Origin of the sequence: Paraburkholderia sp. CNPSo 3272 (assembly GCF_024206495.1) — a bacterium.
GTDB lineage: Bacteria > Pseudomonadota > Gammaproteobacteria > Burkholderiales > Burkholderiaceae > Paraburkholderia.
Genome location: NZ_JAMBPQ010000012.1, coordinates 143,002 through 159,193 on the forward strand (window position 1 = coordinate 143,002; position 16,192 = coordinate 159,193).

Here is a 16,192-nt window from a genome sequence, read left to right on the forward strand (position 1 = left end):
GCGCGTCCCACGTCCCAGGAATTCAGGAGTTCAGAGACACCTTGAAGCCCAATCAGCAGCATCTGGAATTCACCGCGCCGCGCGACGACAACGCGCGGCTCGCCAACCTCTGCGGCCCGCTCGACGAAAACCTGCGCCAGATCGAGCAAGCGCTCGACGTGACGCTCGCGCGGCGCGGCCATCGCATCACCATCCGCGGGCGTGGCGCCAAGCTGGCACTTGCGGCGCTCGAAAACTTCTACAACCAGGCGCGCGATCCGCTCTCCGTCGACGACATTCAGCTCGCGCTCGTCGAGGCCCGGCACCCTGCGAACTTCGGCAGCAACTCGGCGAACGATCCGCGCGGCAACGGCAACGGCGGCGTGCGCGGCAATGTGAACGGCGGCAACAGCGGCGGCAACGACGCCGCCGAGATCGACCCGCGCTTTCGCGGCGACCCCGATCATCCGTTCGACGAGCCCGCGGGCGAAGGCGTCGATGTCGAGGAGCTGGGCCCGAAGCTCTACACGCGCCGTGCCGACCTGCGCGGCCGCACGCCTGCGCAGCGCGAGTATCTAAAGCAGATCATTTCGCACGACGTGACGTTCGGCATCGGGCCCGCGGGCACCGGCAAGACCTATCTCGCCGTGGCCTGCGCCGTGGACGCGCTCGAGCGCGACCAGGTCAAGCGCATCGTGCTCACGCGTCCGGCCGTGGAAGCGGGCGAGCGTCTTGGCTTCCTGCCCGGCGATCTGTCGCAGAAGGTCGATCCGTACCTGCGTCCGCTGTACGACGCGCTTTATGATCTGCTCGGCTTCGACAAGACCGCGAAAATGTTCGAGCGCCAGATGATCGAAATCGCGCCGCTCGCCTACATGCGCGGGCGCACACTCAATCACGCGTTCATCATTCTCGACGAGGCGCAGAACACCACGCCCGAGCAGATGAAGATGTTCCTCACGCGTATCGGCTTCGGCTCGAAGGCGGTCGTGACCGGCGACACCACGCAGATCGACTTGCCGCGCGGCCACAAGAGCGGCCTGATCGAAGCGCAGCATGTGCTCAAGGACGTGCGCGGCATCGCCGTCACGCACTTCACGAGCGCCGACGTCGTGCGCCATCCGCTCGTCGCGCGTATCGTCGAGGCGTATGACGCGCACTCGAAAAAGGACGAAGGCGTTGGCGACGCGCGCTAATGCCGCCGCCTTCGTCGCATAGCTTTAGCCCCATGCCCCGCGCACCGAAACTCAAACTGACTGTGCAGTTCCCCGCCGCGAAGGCGTTCCCCGAGCACAAGGCAGCGCTGCCCCGCGCCACCGTGGCGGCGTGGCTCAAGGCCGCGCTGTTCGCGGACGCGGAACTGGCCGTGCGCTTCGTCGACGCCGAGGAAGGCCGCACGCTGAACCGCACGTATCGCGGCAAGGACTACGCGACCAACGTGCTCACCTTCGCCTATGCGCAGAGCGAGGACGACCCGGTCACGGGCGATCTGGTCCTGTGCTGCCCCGTGGTGGAAAAGGAAGCCGCCGAGCAGGGCAAGCCGCTCGCCGCGCACTACGCGCATCTGCTCGTGCACGGCGCGCTGCACGCGCAGGGCTACGATCATGAAGACGAGACCGAAGCCGAAGAAATGGAAGGCATCGAGACCGAGGTGCTCAACTCGCTAGGCTTTCCCGATCCGTACAAGTAAGCCCCCGCCATGAACGACAAACGCACGCCCGATTTCGCCGAACCCTCAGCACTGCCCGAGGCGGGCGATGCGAGCGTGCCCTGCCCCGGCTACCCGCCGGTGCTCGGCGAGTCGCGGCTCCTGAGCGAGGACGAGTTGGCCGCCTCGCTCGCCTGCACGCTGAAAGCGCGAGGCTGGGACGGCGCGAGCGACATGTGGCTGTTCGGCTATGGCTCGCTGATCTGGAACCCAGGACTGCCCACCGTCGAGAACGTGCGTTCGCGCGTGCACGGCTACCATCGCGGGCTGTACCTGTGGTCGCGCGTGAACCGCGGCACGCCCGAGCAGCCCGGCCTCGTGCTCGCGCTCGACCGCGGCGGCTCGTGCGCGGGCGTCGCGTTCCGCCTTGCGGCAGAAGGCGTGATGCCGCACCTCGAAGCGCTCTGGCGCCGCGAGATGCCGATGGGCTCATACCGCCCCGCCTGGCTGCCCTGCGTGCTCGCGGACGGCCGCCGCGTCGACGCGCTCGCATTCGTCATGCGCCGCGATGTGGCGTCTTACACCGGCAAACTTTCCGAAGCCACGGTGCGCACCGTGTTCGGCTGCGCGTCTGGCCGCTACGGCACGACGCTCGACTACGTGCGCCGCACCGTCGACGCGCTGCGCGAGAGCGGCATGCGCGACCGCGCGCTCGAGCGGCTGCTTGCGCGCTGCGCCTGAGGTCGGCGTAACGGGTGACGTCACTGCGCGCCGCTTTTTCGTCCGCCGGGCGGCCACGCCGCATCTGCGTTAGGATGGATCTGCCGGTGTGTGTCCAATGTGTGGCATTACACGGTCGCGCCACAGGCATGTTGTATCCTTAACCCTCCGCAACAGCGCGCCCTGCCCCCAGCGGCAAAGGGCGCACCATCATGAACGACTCTTATCCCAGTCGACGCCAGACCGACAAACCGCAGGAAAAGCGCTCCCTACTCGAGCGGCTGACCGACTTCATCTCGCCCGAGCCCGACTCGCGCAGCGAGCTTCTCGAAATCCTCCAGGACGCGCACGCGCGCAACCTGATCGACGCCGATTCGCTTTCGATGATCGAAGGCGTGTTCCAGGTGTCCGAGCTTTGCGCGCGCGACATCATGATCCCGCGCGCCCAGATGGACGCGATCAACATCGCCGAAAGTCCTGACGAATTCATTCCGTACGTGCTGGAGAAAGCGCACTCGCGCTACCCCGTGTACGACGGCAACCGCGACAACGTGATCGGCGTGCTGCTCGCCAAAGATCTGCTGCGCTACTACGCCGAGGAGGAATTCGACGTGCGCGGCATGCTGCGCCCGGCCGTGTTCATCCCCGAGTCCAAGCGCCTGAACGTGCTGCTGCACGACTTTCGCCAGAACCGCAATCACATCGCCATTGTCGTGGACGAATACGGCGGCGTGGCCGGCCTCATCACGATCGAGGACGTGCTGGAGCAGATCGTGGGCGACATCGAGGACGAGTACGACTTCGACGAGGAAAGCGGCAACATCATCGCCTCGCCCGACGGGCGGTTCCGCGTGCGCGCGCTCACCGAAATCGAGCAGTTCAACGAGGCGTTCGGTACCCATTACTCCGATGAAGAAGTCGATACGATCGGCGGCTTCGTCACGAATCATTTCGGGCACGTGCCGCATCGCGGGGAGAAGGTGCGCATCGACGACCTGATCTTCGAGGTGCTGCGCGCCGACGCGCGCCAGGTTCACATGCTGCTGGTACGGCGCGACCCGATGGCCGGCCAGCGCGAAGCCGCGTTGCAGCCGCCGGGCACCTGACGCAGTAAGAGCGCTCCGCCTCTGCGCAGACGACGCCAGCCTTCCGGCTGGCGTTTTTGCGTGGGAGCACGGCGGAGCTTCGATCCGTCCCCTGGAGACCATCCCGGTACCGTCGCACGAAAGTGCTATCGTTGCGCTCGTCGCGCAGTCCGCGCTCGCGCTTTTCAGCGCGCTTTCCATCGCATTCCACGCACCGCATGGCCGAACCGATCGATACCCGCACGCACACCGAGACGCGCGCGAGCGAAACCACCAACGGCGCCGCGCGCCGCGCGCTGCCCTTCTGGCACTATCTCGCCGCCGCCGCGCTGGGCGCGCTCAACACGCTGTCGTTCGCGCCCACGCCGCACGGCGGCTGGCTCGCCATTGCGATCTTTGCGCTGTTCTACTTCTGGCTCACGCGCACCACCGGCTGGAAGAGCGCGCTCTTCACGGGCTGGGCGTTCGGCTTCGGCAACTTCGTGAGCGGCGTGTGGTGGCTCTACGTGAGCATGCACTTCTACGGCGGCATGCCCGCGGTACTCGCGGGCGCCGCGCTCGTGCTGTTCTCGCTTTATCTCGGTCTGTATCCGGCGCTCGCCGCGCTCATCTGGTCGTTTTGCGCGGGACACGCGAAGAATGGACGCAGCGGCGAGTTGCCGTTCTCGCCCACGTGGCACGGCGCCTTCGCATTCGCGAGTGCGTGGGCGCTCGGCGAATGGGCGCGCGGCTACGTGTTCACCGGCTTTCCCTGGCTTTCGAGCGGCTACGCGCAAGTGGACGGTCCGCTCGCCGGTTTTGCGCCGATCGTGGGCGTCTATGGCGTGGGCTGGGTGCTCGCGCTCGTCGCGGCGCTCATCGCGCAAGCGGTTTTGCGTGCAAGCGACGTGAAGGGGCGCGTCGCGTCGCCCCGGCGCGGCGCAGTGGCGACGCCGGCGCTGCTTGCTCTCGCCGTGATCGCCGCCGGCCTGCTGCTTTCGCTAGTCTCGTGGACGCAACCCTCCGGCACGCCGCTCAACGTAAGGCTGCTGCAAGGCAACGTCAAGCAGGACATGAAGTTCTCCGAGCAGGGCATGATCGACGCCCTCAACGAATTCCAGAAGCTGATCACAGAAAAGCCCGCCGATCTCGTCGTCACCCCCGAAACCGCGGTGCCGGTGCTCGTGCAGGAAATTCCCCAGAAGTTCGGCCGCGATGTCCGCGCCTTCGCCGACGGCACCAATACGGCCATCCTGTTCGGCGCAGTGGGCGGCACGATCACGTCCGATGGCCGCGTGATCGACTACACCAACAGCCTCTTCGGCATCACGCCGGGCCAGAACGGCCTCTATCGCTATGACAAGCATCACCTCGTGCCCTTCGGCGAATTCGTGCCCTGGGGCTTCCGCTGGTTCGTCAATCTCATGAACATCCCGCTCGGCGACTTCGCGCGCGGGGCGCCCGTGCAGCCGCCCTTGCGCGTGCACGGTGAGCTCGTGGCGGTGAACATCTGCTACGAGGACATCTTTGGCGAGGAGATCGCGCGCACCGTGCGCGAGAGCCCGACCTCGCCGGGCATCCTCATCAACTCGACGAACCTGGCGTGGTTCGGCGACACCATCGCGCTCGACCAGCACCTGCAGATTGCGCGCATGCGTTCGCTCGAAACCGGCCGCCCGATGCTGCGCGCGACCAACACGGGCGCCACGGCCGCCATCGACGCGAAAGGCCGCGTGATCGCGCGCCTGCCCACGTTCACGGTGGGCTCGCTCGACGTAAAGGTGGAAGGCACGAGCGGCTTCACGCCCTACGTGACGAGCGGCAACAACACGGTGATCGCCATGTCGTTGCTGCTGCTGGCGCTCGGCTTTGCGTTCGGACCGGCCTTCAAGGGCGCGAAAGCGCGCAAGCCGGCCAACGGAACATAAGCCGCGCGCAAAGCACACGAAACCTCGCGCTGACGACGCAACCGCACCGCTGCCGGCCGCCCGAACCCCATCAAGGTCTCAAGGCTCCGGCAATCCGGTAAAATTCAACGTTTTAGCACCTGGCCGCCTCGGCCCGGGCCACGCAAGGGGAAGGGGCAAGGCGGAGCATCGCCGCCCCGCCGGCGCGCTCGCCTGGCTCCGGCCGCCGCATTCCGCCCCCGAAAGCCCGAAAGACACTGCAGGCACACATGCTCACGTTTCAGCAAATCATCCTGACGCTCCAGTCTTACTGGGACAAGCAGGGCTGCGCACTGCTCCAGCCGATCGACATGGAAGTCGGCGCCGGCACCTCGCACGTCCACACCTTCCTGCGCGCAATCGGCCCCGAGCCGTGGCGCGCGGCCTACGTGCAGCCCTCGCGCCGCCCGAAGGACGGCCGCTACGGCGAGAACCCGAACCGTCTGCAGCACTACTACCAGTACCAGGTGGTGCTCAAGCCCGCGCCGGAGAACATTCTCGACCTGTACCTCGGCTCGCTCGAGGCGCTCGGCTTCGACCTGAAGCAGAACGACGTGCGCTTCGTCGAAGACGACTGGGAGAACCCCACGCTCGGCGCCTGGGGCCTCGGCTGGGAAGTGTGGCTCAACGGCATGGAAGTCACGCAGTTCACCTACTTCCAGCAGGTGGGCGGCATCGACTGCAAGCCGGTGCTCGGCGAAATCACCTACGGTCTCGAGCGTCTCGCCATGTATCTGCAGAAGGTCGAGAACGTCTACGACCTCGTCTGGACCGAGTGGGAAGAGCCGGGCCCGAACGGCCCGGAAATGCGCCGCCTCACCTATGGCGACGTCTACCACCAGAACGAAGTCGAGCAATCGACCTACAACTTCGAGCACGCGAACGTCGACCTGCTGTTCACGTTCTTCAACGCGTACGAAGCCGAAGCGAAGCGCATGATCGATCTGCAGCTCGCGCTGCCCGCCTATGAACTCGTGCTCAAGGCCGGCCACACGTTCAACCTGCTCGACGCGCGCGGCGCGATCTCCGTGACGGAGCGCGCAGCGTACATCGGCCGCATTCGCGCGCTTTCGCGCAGCGTGGCGCAGTCGTACTACGAGTCGCGCGAAAAGCTCGGCTTCCCGATGCTCGGCAACCCCGTGCACGGCGTGCCGGGCCTCACCACCGACGAACAGGACGCCGCGATGCCCGCCTGGGCGCCGCCGCTGAAGGTCGAACGCAAGTTCGACGAGGCATGACCGGATCTCAAGAACAATGACGCAAGCTCATCACGCCACTCTCCTCGTCGAACTGCTGACCGAGGAACTGCCGCCGAAGGCCCTCGCGCGCCTGGGCGACGCGTTCGCCGAAGGCATTGCGCAGCGCCTCGCCGCGCGCGACCTGATCGAAGGCGACCTCTCGTTCGAACGTTATGCGACGCCGCGCCGCCTCGCCGTCACGATCAGGAACGTGCGCAGCGTCGCGCCCGAAAAGCAGGTGCGCGAAAAAGTGCTGCCCGTTTCGGTCGCGCTCGACGCCAACGGCCAGCCCACCGCGCCGCTCGCGAAGAAGCTCGCGGCGCTCGGCTTCCCCGATTTTCCCGTGAGCGACCTCGAACGCGCGAGCGACGGCAAGAACGAGGCGTTCTTCCTGCGCTACTCGGCGCCGGGCGCCATGCTCGCCGACGGGCTTCAGGCCGTGCTCGACGAAGCGCTCGGCAAGCTGCCGATCCCGAAGGTCATGACCTACCAGCGCCCGGATGGCAGCAACGTGCAGTTCGTGCGTCCGGTGCATCGCCTCACGGTGCTGCACGGCGACCAGATCGTGCCGGTCACGGCGTTCGGCGTCGATGCCGACGACACCACGCGCGGCCACCGCTTCCTCTCGGAAGGCCTGATCGCCATCCAGCACGCCGACGAGTACGCGCACACGCTCCAGCACAAGGGCTTCGTGATCGCGAGCTACGCCGACCGCCGCGAGTCGATCCGCGCGCAACTGATCGAACAGGCCGGCAGCGACAAGGTCGTGATGCCCGAGTCGCTGCTCGACGAAGTGAATTCGCTCGTCGAATGGCCGGTCGTCTACGCATGCAAGTTCGAAGACGAATTCCTGCAAGTGCCGCAGGAATGCTTGATCCTCACGATGCAGACGAACCAGAAGTACTTCGCGCTCACCGACGACCAGGGGCGCCTGCGCTCGCGCTTCCTGATCGTCTCGAACATCGCGACGCAAACGCCCGAAGAGATCGTCGAGGGCAACGAGCGCGTGGTGCGCCCGCGTCTGGCCGACGCGAAGTTCTTCTTCGAGCAGGACAAGAAGAAGCCGCTGGCCGACCGCGTACCGCTGCTCGCGAACGTGGTGTATCACAACAAGCTCGGCTCGCAGCTGCAGCGCGTGGAGCGCCTCGAAGCGCTCGCCGGCAGGATCGCCCTGATGTGCAGCGCCGATATCGCGCTCGCGGAACGCGGCGCGCGCCTCGCGAAGGCCGACCTCCTGACCGACATGGTGGGCGAGTTCCCCGAGCTGCAAGGCACGATGGGCACCTACTACGCGCGCCACGACGGCGAGCCCGAAGAAGTGGCGATTGCGTGCTCCGAGCACTACCAGCCGCGCTTCTCCGGCGACGCCCTGCCCGCCACCACGACGGGCACGATCGTCGCGCTCGCGGACAAGCTGGAAACGCTCGTCGGGATCTGGGGCATCGGCCTCGCGCCCACGGGCGAAAAGGATCCGTTCGCGCTGCGCCGTCACGCGCTGGGCGTGCTGCGCATTCTCGTCGAGAAGCAACTGCCGCTCGACCTCGTCGAGCTGCTGCGCGCGGCCTCCGCGCAATTTGCCGGCATCGAGGCCGTGACGGAATCGACCCAGGCCATCTACGAGTTCTGCATGGACCGTCTGCGCGGCATGCTGCGCGAACGCGGCTTTGCGGCCACCGAGGTGGATGCGGTGCTGGCACTGAACCCCACGCGCTTCGACGACATCGTCTCGCGTCTGGACGCGGTGCGCGAATTCGCAGCGCTCGCGGAAGCGGCCTCACTCGCGGCGGCCAACAAGCGTATCTCGAACATCCTCAAGAAGTCCGAGGGTGCGGAAGATGCCGGCGTGCAGATCGCACTTTTCGTCGAAGCCGCCGAGAAGGCGCTCTACGCACAGCTCGAACAGGTCGCGCCGCGCGTGGAAACGCAACTCGCCGCACGCGAGTACACGGGCGCGCTCACCGCGCTCGCGGCGCTGCGCGAAACCGTGGACACGTTCTTCAACGACGTGATGGTCAACGCCGAAGACCCGGCGCTGCGTGCGAACCGCCTGGCGTTGCTCAAGGCGCTGCATCGCCAGATGAACAGCGTCGCGGACATCTCGCGGCTGGCTGCATAAGCGCAAACAAGCGGAAACGAGCGAGACGCCATGCCGACCAGCACCACCAGAAAACTCGTGATCCTCGACCGCGACGGCGTGATCAACGTCGACTCCGACGCGTTCATCAAGTCGCCGGACGAATGGGTCGCGATACCTGGCAGCCTCGAAGCGATCGCGCGCCTGAACCAGGCGGGCTATCGCGTCGCGGTGGCGTCGAACCAGTCGGGCATCGGGCGCGGACTGTTCGACATGGCCGCGCTCAACGCCATGCACGCGAAGATGCATCGCCAGGCGGCAGCCGTGGGCGGCCGCATCGACGCCGTGTTCTTCTGCCCGCACACGGCGCAGGACCATTGCGAGTGCCGCAAGCCGCAGCCCGGCATGCTCAAGATGATCGCGGAGCGCTTCGAGATCGAACCGGCCCATACCCCGGTGGTAGGCGACTCGCTGCGTGACCTGCAGGCAGGCGCGGTACTCGGCTTTCGCACGCACCTCGTGCGTTCGGGCAAGGGCGAGAAAACGCTCGCCGCCGGCGGCTTGCCCGAAGGCACGTTGATCCACGACGACCTGCGCGCTTTCGCGCTCGACTTTCTGGCGAACGCCCCTGCGTGAAGGCGCAGGCGGTTCACGCGAACACTCAACCGGCTAGACCGATGCGCTTTCTTCGCTCCCTGCTGCTGTTCATCTATTTCATCGTCTACACGATGCCGTACGCCACGGCGTGCTTTATCGCGTTCCCGTTCTTGAACGCGACGCGGCGCTACTGGATGGCCGTGGGCTGGTGCCGCTCCACGCTGTTCGTTGCGCGCCACCTCTGTGGCATTCGCTACCGCATCGAGGGCATGGAGAACCTGCCCAACGGGCCGGCCGTGCTGCTCTCGAAGCACCAGTCCGCATGGGAGACGCTGGCGTTCCCCGCGCTCATGCCGCGGCCGATGTGCTACGTGTTCAAGCGCGAGCTGCTGTTCGTGCCGTTCTTCGGCTGGGCGCTGGGCATGCTGAAGATGGTTCATATCAACCGCAAGGAAGGCAAGAACGCGTTCACCTCGGTGATACGCCAGGGCAAGCAGCGCATGGCCGAAGGCGCATGGGTGATCATGTTCCCCGAAGGCACGCGCATACCGGTGGGCAAGCAGGGCAAGTACAAGACCGGCGGCCCGCGCTTCGCCATTGAAACGGGCGCGCCCGTGGTGCCGATCGCGCACAACGCCGGTCACGTCTGGCCCCGAAACTCGTTCATCAAATATCCGGGTATAGTCACGGTGTCGATCGGCAAGCCGATCGAGACGACCGGACTCACGCCCGACGAAGTGAACACGCGCGTGGAAACGTGGATCGAAACGGAAATGCGGCGAATCGATCCTGAGGCGTATCGCGAAACGGATGGCGCAGCGGCGAAACCGGCACGGATTTGAGGCGCAGAGGGTGCTGGCTCGCATCGCGCGAAGCGTTGTGGCGCGGATGTGGACGCTACTCGCCGCACGGCTGAGCGCACCGCGCAGCACTGCGCCAGAAGCCCCGCGCAAACGCCCCGCGAACGGCACACGCCCACGCCGCGCACGCCCATCCGCACCAGGCCCGACGATGCAGAAGTCCCCCGCCCCGCGCCCAAACGCGGCACTCGACAACCGGCAACTCGACTTGCCGCTCTTTGCTGAACCGGCGCCTGTTGTGGCGCCCGATGCGTCCTCCCCCTCTCTCACACCGCAGCCTGCGACTCCGCACTCGCCCGAAAAGCCCGGCAAGGCACCGCTTGCGCCCGATGGCACCCGGCTGCGTACTGTCGTGCTCGGCGCGCGCACGCTGCATTACCGGCTCAAGCGCTCGTCGCGCAAATCGATCGGGTTCGTGATCGACGGTACGGGGCTCAGCATCACGGCCCCCAGGTGGGTCACGATCGCCGATATCGAGACCGCGATCGCCGAGAAGCAGCGGTGGATTTTCGCCAAGCTCGCCGAATGGCAGACGCGCACGGAGCAGCGCGCCTTGCCGCGCGTGGAATGGAGCGACGGGGCCGAGCTGCCATATCTTGGCAAGCCGATTACGGTGAAGCTGGGCGCTTCCTTGCTCGCGTTCGATCAGCAGACGCGCGTGCTTGCGTTGCCGCTGCCGCCGCATGCCGACGCGCAGCAGATCAAGGACCGCGTGACTGGTTGGCTGCAGGGCGAAGCGACGCGGGTTTTCGGTGAGCGGCTCGAGGCGTATGCCGAGAAGCTCGGGGTCTCGTTCCGGTCTTACGCGCTTTCTTCGGCAGCGACCCGGTGGGGGAGCTGTTCAAGCGAAGGGAGAATTCGCCTGAACTGGCGGCTGATTCATTTTCCGCTCTCCGTTGTGGACTACGTGGTCGCGCATGAGCTCGCGCATTTGCGCGAGATGAACCATAGTCCAAGGTTCTGGCAGACGGTCGAGTCGATTTTTCCGGAGTTTCGCGAGGCGAGGAAGCAGCTTAAGCAGCATCCGCCCGAGATGGTGCCGGGGATGTGATATCCCCGTTGCAAGTTCGCGAATTTCAGCTGGATTTTAATTCATTCGCAGTTCGAAGCAATTCACCGAAGAAACAGGCTGGATTGCCAGCCTGTACTACCAACGTTCTTACTTCTTGCGCTGAATAAACTCGATCTTGTAGCCGTCCGGATCGGTCACGAACGCGATCACCGTCGTCCCATGTTTCATCGGGCCAGCTTCGCGCACCACCGCTCCGCCCTGCTCCTTGATCTTCGCGCAGGCAGCATAGGCATCGTCCACCTCGACCGCCAGATGGCCGAAGCCAGTCCCAAGATCGTACGACGCCGTATCCCAGTTATGTGTCAGTTCGATCACGGTGCCGTCGCGCTCGTCCGTGTACCCGACGAAGGCCAGCGTGAACTTGCCATCGGGGAAGTCTTCGCGGCGCAGCAGTTTCATGCCGAGCAGTTCGGTATAGAACTTGATCGAGCGATCGAGGTCGCCGACCCGGATCATCGTGTGCAGCAGGCGCATGGTGTACTCCGTTTTGCCGTCGTCAAACAACGGACTGTACCAAAAACGGGCCAGTCCTGCCGGCGCGGCAAGATGTGCCGATTTGCTCTAGCATGGACGCCATCCCGAAATTGCTGCGGCAATTTCGCCAGCGAGGCGTAAGCAATGCGCGCAGGCAATGAACGTGAGAACCGAGGAGGTAGACATGCGAATTCTGGTAGTCGGTGCGGGTGCGACGGGCGGCTATTTCGGCGGCCGGCTCGCCGCTGCGGGGCGTGACGTGACGTTTCTGGTACGCGAGGCGCGCGCCGCGCAACTGCGCGAAGCGGGCCTCGTCATCCGCAGTCCGGCGGGCGATCTCACGCTGCGCGACGTCAAGACCGTGACGCGCGAAGCGCTCGAGTCGCAAGGCGGCCAGCCGTTCGATCTCGTCCTGCTGAGCTGCAAGGCCTACGACCTCGACAACGCCATCGATTCGTTCGCCACAGCCGTCGGCCCGAACACGTTGATCCTGCCGCTGCTCAACGGCATGCGTCATCTCGAAGTCCTGCAGGCGCGCTTCGGCACGCAGGCGGTGCTGGGCGGCGTCTGCCTGATCGCGTCCACGCTCAACGACAAGCGCGAGATCGTGCATCTGAACGACGTGCAGGCCATCACGTTCGGCGAACTCGGCGGCGGCGTCTCGCCGCGTGTGCAAGCCGTGGCGGATCAGTTCGGCAATGCCGGTTTCCACGTGAAGGCGAGCGATCATATCCTTCAGGAGATGTGGGAGAAGTGGGTGTTCCTCGCGTCGCTCGCGGGCAGCACGTGTCTTTTCCGCGCGCCCATTGGCGCGATTCTCGCCACGTCCGACGGCGCCGCGATCATCGAGCGCCTGTTCGCCGAATGCCGCGCGATCGCAGCTGGGCACGGCCACGCCGTGCGCGACAGCTTCCTCGAGCGTTCGCGCGCGATGCTGTTCGCCAAGGGTTCGTCGCTCACCGCCTCGATGCTGCGCGACGTGCAGAACGGTTCGCGCATCGAGGCCGATCACGTGCTCGGCGACCTGATCCAGCGCGGCGGCGCGGCACAGCACGCGTCGAATGAGCTTTCGGTGCTGCGCGTCGTCTACAGCCAGCTCAAGGCCTACGAGGCGCAGCGCGCCGAGGCTGCTTGAGCGACGACGCTTAGTGCACCGGGAAGGCGGCGGCGCGCCACGCGCACATCAAGCGCCGCCAGCCCCTTCCAGCGCCTGCGCGAGACTCACATACTCCTCGACGGGCACTTCCTCGGCGCGGCGCGCCAGATCGAAGCCCAGCGCGTCGAAATCGAGGCGCTCGCGGTAATCGCTGAGCGTGTTGCGCAGCATCTTGCGGCGTTGCGAGAACGCCGCCGTCACGAGTTCGCCGAGCACGGCGTCGTTGACCTTCGGCAGTTCGTGCGGCGCGTAGGGAATCATGCGCACGATCGCCGAATCCACTTTCGGCGGCGGCTGGAACGATTCGGGCGGCACGTCGATCAGCTTGTCGATCACATAGCGGTACTGGAGCATCACCGTGAGACGGCCGAACGCCTTGCTGCCGGGCTCCGCCACCATGCGCTCGACCACTTCGTTCTGCAGCATGAAGTGCTGGTCGATCACGCGCTCGGCGAACGTGGTGAGGTGGAACAGCAGCGGGCTCGAAATGTTGTACGGCAGGTTGCCGACGATGCGCAGCGAGGGCTTCTCACCCGGCGCCGCAAGCGAACCGAAGTCGAACGCGAGCGCGTCGCCCGCGTGGAGTTCGAGCAGCGGGCCGAACTTCTTCGTGAGGCGCGCGATCAGGTCGCGGTCCAGCTCGACCGCGTGCAGCGGCGATTCGGGCGTGGCGACCCGTTCGATGAGCGGCTCGGTGAGCGCGCCGAGACCCGGCCCGATTTCGACCATGCGCTCGCCGCGCTGTGGACGGATGACGTCGACGATCGAATCGATCACGCCCGTGTCGACAAGGAAGTTCTGGCCGAAGCGCTTGCGCGCGAAGTGGCCCTGGTGCTGTCTGCTGCTGTTGGACATCTTCTCTGGAATCAATCAGATGGCGCGCCGGTGGCGCGCCATCGAAACGGCGGTGTCGAGGGCGGCGATCAGGCTGCCGGCGTCCGCGCGGCCAGTGCCGGCGAGGTCGAGCGCGGTGCCATGATCGACCGAGGTGCGCACGATCGGCAAGCCGAGCGTGACGTTGATGCCTTCGCCGAACGTCGCGTATTTCAGGACCGGCAGGCCCTGGTCGTGGAACATCGCCAGCACGCAGTCCGCGTCCTTGAGGTAGCGCGGCTGGAACAGCGTGTCGGCGGGGTACGGGCCGCGCGCGTCGATGCCTTGCGCGGCGGCGGCGGCCAGCGCCGGCGAGATCGTATCGATTTCCTCGCGCCCCAGGTAGCCATTCTCGCCCGCATGCGGGTTGAGGCCGGTCACCAGGATGCGCGGCAGCGGCACGCCGAAATGGTGACGCAGGTCATGGTCGATGATGCCGAGGGTTTCAACGAGCCCCTCGACGGTGAGCGCCGCCGAGACGTCCTTGAGCGGCAAATGCGTCGTGGCGAGCGCCACGCGCAACGGACGCGCGCCGGTGCCCGCCAGCATCATGACCACGCGCGGCGTGTGCGTGCGTTCAGCGAGGTATTCGGTGTGGCCGGTGAACGGCACGCCGGCGTCGTTGATGGTGCTCTTTTGCAGCGGCGCGGTGACGATCGCGTCGAATTCGCCGGCCAGCGCGCCGTCGATGGCGCGGTCGAGCAGCGCCAGCACATAGCGGCCGTTGGCGGCGTCGAGTCTGCCGGGCTTGGCGGGGGCAGCCAGCGCCACATGCTCGACCTGAACGGGCTGGTTCGCCAGCACGGCGGACCAATCGACGCTCGCGGCCTGCGCGCGCGCTTCGAGCAGCGCGCTGTCGCCGAGCACGACGAACTGCGCGTCGGGCCAGTGCGCCGAGGCGCCCGCCAGTGCGGCGGCGGTCAGCTCGGGGCCGACGCCGGCCGGCTCACCCGTGGTGATGGCAATGCGGATCGGCCCCGCCCTCCGCGGAGCCGGCGACGACGATGCGGAGGCGTTCATGGCTCGATCCCCTGGTGACGCTTAGTTGTGCGGCGGCGTCATGCCCGCGATCTTGTAATCGACATAGGCGCTGTCGCGCAGCTGGCGCAGCCAGTCGGCGTAGGCCTGCTCCGCCTTGCGCTGGCCGATGGCCTGGCGCGCGAGTTCCATTTGCTGCGCAATCGAGCCTTCGGCGTCGCGGCGGCCCAGCACCTGGATCAGGTGGTAGCCGTACTCAGTGCGTACCGGCTCGCTCAACTGGCCGTCCTGCAGCGTATTCATGGCGCGCTCGAATTCCGGCACGGTTTCACCCGGGCTGATCCAGCCGAGGTCGCCGCCCTGCGAGGCCGAGCCGTCCTGCGAGTAGGTGCGCGCGAACTTGGCGAAGTCGCCGCCCGCCGCGATTTCCTGGCGGATTTCGAGCAGCTTCTGGCGTGCCTGGGGCTCGGACATGCCGTCGCCCACGCGCAGCAGGATGTGGCGCACGTGCGTTTGCACGAGCTTGGGTGCGTCGGCGGCCGTGCCCTGGCCCTGGCGGCGCTCGACGAGGCGCACGATCTCGAAGCCGTCGTTGGTGCGGATCACCGAAGGGTTCACCTCGCCCGGACGCAGCGTGGAAGCGGCGGTCACGAATTCGGGCGGCAGCTTCGACTGCGGCAGGAAGCCCATGTCGCCGCCCTTGCCCGCGTCGCTCGCCTGCGAGTTCGACTTAGCGAGGCTCTCGAACTTGCTGCCCGACTGGGCTTCCTTGAGCAGCGCATTGGCCTTCGCCTGCGCGGCTTCGATGTCGGTTTCCGAGGCGTTGAGCGGCGCCTTGATGAAGATGTGCTGGAAGTGCAGGTCGCTCGACTGGCCAGCGTTCGGTCCGCGCTGGCTCGCGATGTAGTTCGCGACTTCGGCGTCGGACACCGTGACCTTGCTGTCCACTTCTTTCTCGCGCAGCTTCGAGAGCGTGAGCTCCGTGCGTGCGTCGCGCGTGAACGTGGTCCAGGGCACGCCGGCCGCCTCGATGCGCGCGCGATAGGTGGCGAGATCCATGCCGTTGGCCTGGGCGAGGCGCTCGAGCGTGCGCTGCACGCCGGCGTCGTCGACGGTGATGCCGTCTTCCTTGGCCTTCTGGAGCTGAATGCGTTCGAGCACCATCTGGTTGAGCACCTGCGCGCGCAACTGCTCATCGGGCGGCACCGGCGCGTTTTGCTGCTGCAGCCGGTGAGCGATCATTTCGGCGCGGCCGTCGAGCTCGCGCTGCGTGATCACGCCGTCATTGACGACTGCGGCGATCGTGTCGACCGTCTGGCCGTTGCCGGCCGGGAGACCCTGAGCTTGCGCCGGCGCGGCCGGCAACACGCCTGCGACGGCGAAGAGACTCGCAGCGTACGCTGCCAGGCGAAGCTTTTTCATGATTCCCACAGATACTCCAATGTTGGCGGGCACGCTTCGCCCGTCTCTATGCAACCGACACCGCGTTGCCCCGAGGCGCCTCGCGCAAGCA

At 66.4% G+C, this 16,192-nt stretch carries 15 protein-coding genes; 11 read left to right on the forward strand and 4 right to left on the reverse strand.

Annotated features, from left to right (window positions below):
* Positions 1–41 precede the first annotated feature (41 nt).
* From M3I53_RS17325 to M3I53_RS17370, 10 genes are all read left to right on the forward strand, one after another.
* Positions 42–1,175, forward strand: coding sequence for a PhoH family protein (locus tag M3I53_RS17325; RefSeq protein ID WP_254317115.1), 1,134 nt, complete (start codon positions 42–44; stop codon positions 1,173–1,175).
* 32 nt (positions 1,176–1,207) lie between these two features.
* Positions 1,208–1,669 carry an rRNA maturation RNase YbeY gene (gene ybeY / locus M3I53_RS17330; protein ID WP_069262884.1) on the forward strand — a complete coding sequence of 154 codons (462 nt, stop codon included), beginning with the start codon at positions 1,208–1,210 and terminating at the stop codon, positions 1,667–1,669.
* Positions 1,670–1,678: 9 nt separating this feature from the next.
* Positions 1,679–2,368: a gamma-glutamylcyclotransferase gene (locus tag M3I53_RS17335; protein WP_254317116.1), complete on the forward strand. Its 690-nt coding sequence runs from the start codon at positions 1,679–1,681 to the stop codon at positions 2,366–2,368.
* Between the two features lie 191 nt (positions 2,369–2,559).
* Positions 2,560–3,453, forward strand: a complete 894-nt coding sequence (locus M3I53_RS17340) for an HlyC/CorC family transporter (RefSeq protein WP_254317117.1) — start codon at positions 2,560–2,562, stop codon at positions 3,451–3,453.
* Between the two features lie 197 nt (positions 3,454–3,650).
* The gene (gene lnt / locus M3I53_RS17345) at positions 3,651–5,339 is read left to right on the forward strand and encodes an apolipoprotein N-acyltransferase (RefSeq protein ID WP_254317118.1); all 1,689 of its coding nucleotides are present in this window, start codon (positions 3,651–3,653) and stop codon (positions 5,337–5,339) included.
* A gap of 248 nt (positions 5,340–5,587) precedes the next feature.
* Positions 5,588–6,595, forward strand: a complete 1,008-nt coding sequence (gene glyQ, locus M3I53_RS17350; protein ID WP_254317119.1) for a glycine--tRNA ligase subunit alpha — start codon at positions 5,588–5,590, stop codon at positions 6,593–6,595.
* Positions 6,596–6,611: 16 nt separating this feature from the next.
* Entirely contained in the window at positions 6,612–8,711 is a 2,100-nt protein-coding gene (gene glyS, locus M3I53_RS17355) for a glycine--tRNA ligase subunit beta (RefSeq protein WP_254317120.1), read from the forward strand.
* Between the two features lie 30 nt (positions 8,712–8,741).
* On the forward strand, positions 8,742–9,305 hold the full coding sequence (gmhB, locus tag M3I53_RS17360; protein WP_254317121.1) for a D-glycero-beta-D-manno-heptose 1,7-bisphosphate 7-phosphatase: 564 nt from the start codon (positions 8,742–8,744) through the stop codon (positions 9,303–9,305).
* Positions 9,306–9,346: 41 nt separating this feature from the next.
* Complete coding sequence (locus tag M3I53_RS17365; RefSeq protein ID WP_254317122.1) at positions 9,347–10,108, forward strand: 1-acyl-sn-glycerol-3-phosphate acyltransferase; 762 nt, start codon at positions 9,347–9,349, stop codon at positions 10,106–10,108.
* A gap of 169 nt (positions 10,109–10,277) precedes the next feature.
* Entirely contained in the window at positions 10,278–11,177 is a 900-nt protein-coding gene (locus M3I53_RS17370) for a M48 family metallopeptidase (RefSeq protein WP_254317123.1), read from the forward strand.
* 108 nt (positions 11,178–11,285) lie between these two features.
* Here M3I53_RS17370 and gloA read toward each other — a convergent pair whose 3' ends face one another.
* Positions 11,286–11,672, reverse strand: a complete 387-nt coding sequence (gene gloA / locus M3I53_RS17375) for a lactoylglutathione lyase (RefSeq protein ID WP_254317124.1) — start codon at positions 11,670–11,672, stop codon at positions 11,286–11,288.
* A 184-nt stretch (positions 11,673–11,856) separates the two neighbouring features.
* Between gloA and panE the strand changes: the two genes are divergently transcribed.
* Complete coding sequence (panE, locus tag M3I53_RS17380; RefSeq protein WP_254317125.1) at positions 11,857–12,807, forward strand: 2-dehydropantoate 2-reductase; 951 nt, start codon at positions 11,857–11,859, stop codon at positions 12,805–12,807.
* Between the two features lie 48 nt (positions 12,808–12,855).
* On the opposite strand, the gene rsmA is transcribed toward panE, so the two are convergent.
* The 3 genes from rsmA to M3I53_RS17395 are packed head-to-tail and all read right to left on the reverse strand — an operon-like array spanning position 12,856 to position 16,110.
* Positions 12,856–13,683, reverse strand: coding sequence for a 16S rRNA (adenine(1518)-N(6)/adenine(1519)-N(6))-dimethyltransferase RsmA (gene rsmA / locus M3I53_RS17385; RefSeq protein WP_254317126.1), 828 nt, complete (start codon positions 13,681–13,683; stop codon positions 12,856–12,858).
* 15 nt (positions 13,684–13,698) lie between these two features.
* Positions 13,699–14,721, reverse strand: coding sequence for a 4-hydroxythreonine-4-phosphate dehydrogenase PdxA (gene pdxA, locus M3I53_RS17390; RefSeq protein ID WP_254317127.1), 1,023 nt, complete (start codon positions 14,719–14,721; stop codon positions 13,699–13,701).
* Positions 14,722–14,742: 21 nt separating this feature from the next.
* Entirely contained in the window at positions 14,743–16,110 is a 1,368-nt protein-coding gene (locus tag M3I53_RS17395) for a peptidylprolyl isomerase (protein ID WP_254317128.1), read from the reverse strand.
* Positions 16,111–16,192 lie beyond the last annotated feature (82 nt).

Excerpts from the sequence above, each read along its gene's own strand:
- ybeY (WP_069262884.1), top strand. The coding sequence starts at position 1,208 with ATGCCCCGCGCACCGAAACTCAAACTGACTGTGCAGTTCCCCGCCGCG.
- M3I53_RS17335 (WP_254317116.1), top strand. The coding sequence starts at position 1,679 with ATGAACGACAAACGCACGCCCGATTTCGCCGAACCCTCAGCACTGCCC.
- M3I53_RS17340 (WP_254317117.1), top strand. The coding sequence starts at position 2,560 with ATGAACGACTCTTATCCCAGTCGACGCCAGACCGACAAACCGCAGGAA.
- lnt (WP_254317118.1), top strand. The coding sequence starts at position 3,651 with ATGGCCGAACCGATCGATACCCGCACGCACACCGAGACGCGCGCGAGC.
- glyQ (WP_254317119.1), top strand. The coding sequence starts at position 5,588 with ATGCTCACGTTTCAGCAAATCATCCTGACGCTCCAGTCTTACTGGGAC.
- glyS (WP_254317120.1), top strand. The coding sequence starts at position 6,612 with ATGACGCAAGCTCATCACGCCACTCTCCTCGTCGAACTGCTGACCGAG.
- gmhB (WP_254317121.1), top strand. The coding sequence starts at position 8,742 with ATGCCGACCAGCACCACCAGAAAACTCGTGATCCTCGACCGCGACGGC.
- M3I53_RS17365 (WP_254317122.1), top strand. The coding sequence starts at position 9,347 with ATGCGCTTTCTTCGCTCCCTGCTGCTGTTCATCTATTTCATCGTCTAC.
- M3I53_RS17370 (WP_254317123.1), top strand. The coding sequence starts at position 10,278 with ATGCAGAAGTCCCCCGCCCCGCGCCCAAACGCGGCACTCGACAACCGG.
- gloA (WP_254317124.1), bottom strand. The coding sequence starts at position 11,672 with ATGCGCCTGCTGCACACGATGATCCGGGTCGGCGACCTCGATCGCTCG.
- panE (WP_254317125.1), top strand. The coding sequence starts at position 11,857 with ATGCGAATTCTGGTAGTCGGTGCGGGTGCGACGGGCGGCTATTTCGGC.
- rsmA (WP_254317126.1), bottom strand. The coding sequence starts at position 13,683 with ATGTCCAACAGCAGCAGACAGCACCAGGGCCACTTCGCGCGCAAGCGC.
- pdxA (WP_254317127.1), bottom strand. The coding sequence starts at position 14,721 with ATGAACGCCTCCGCATCGTCGTCGCCGGCTCCGCGGAGGGCGGGGCCG.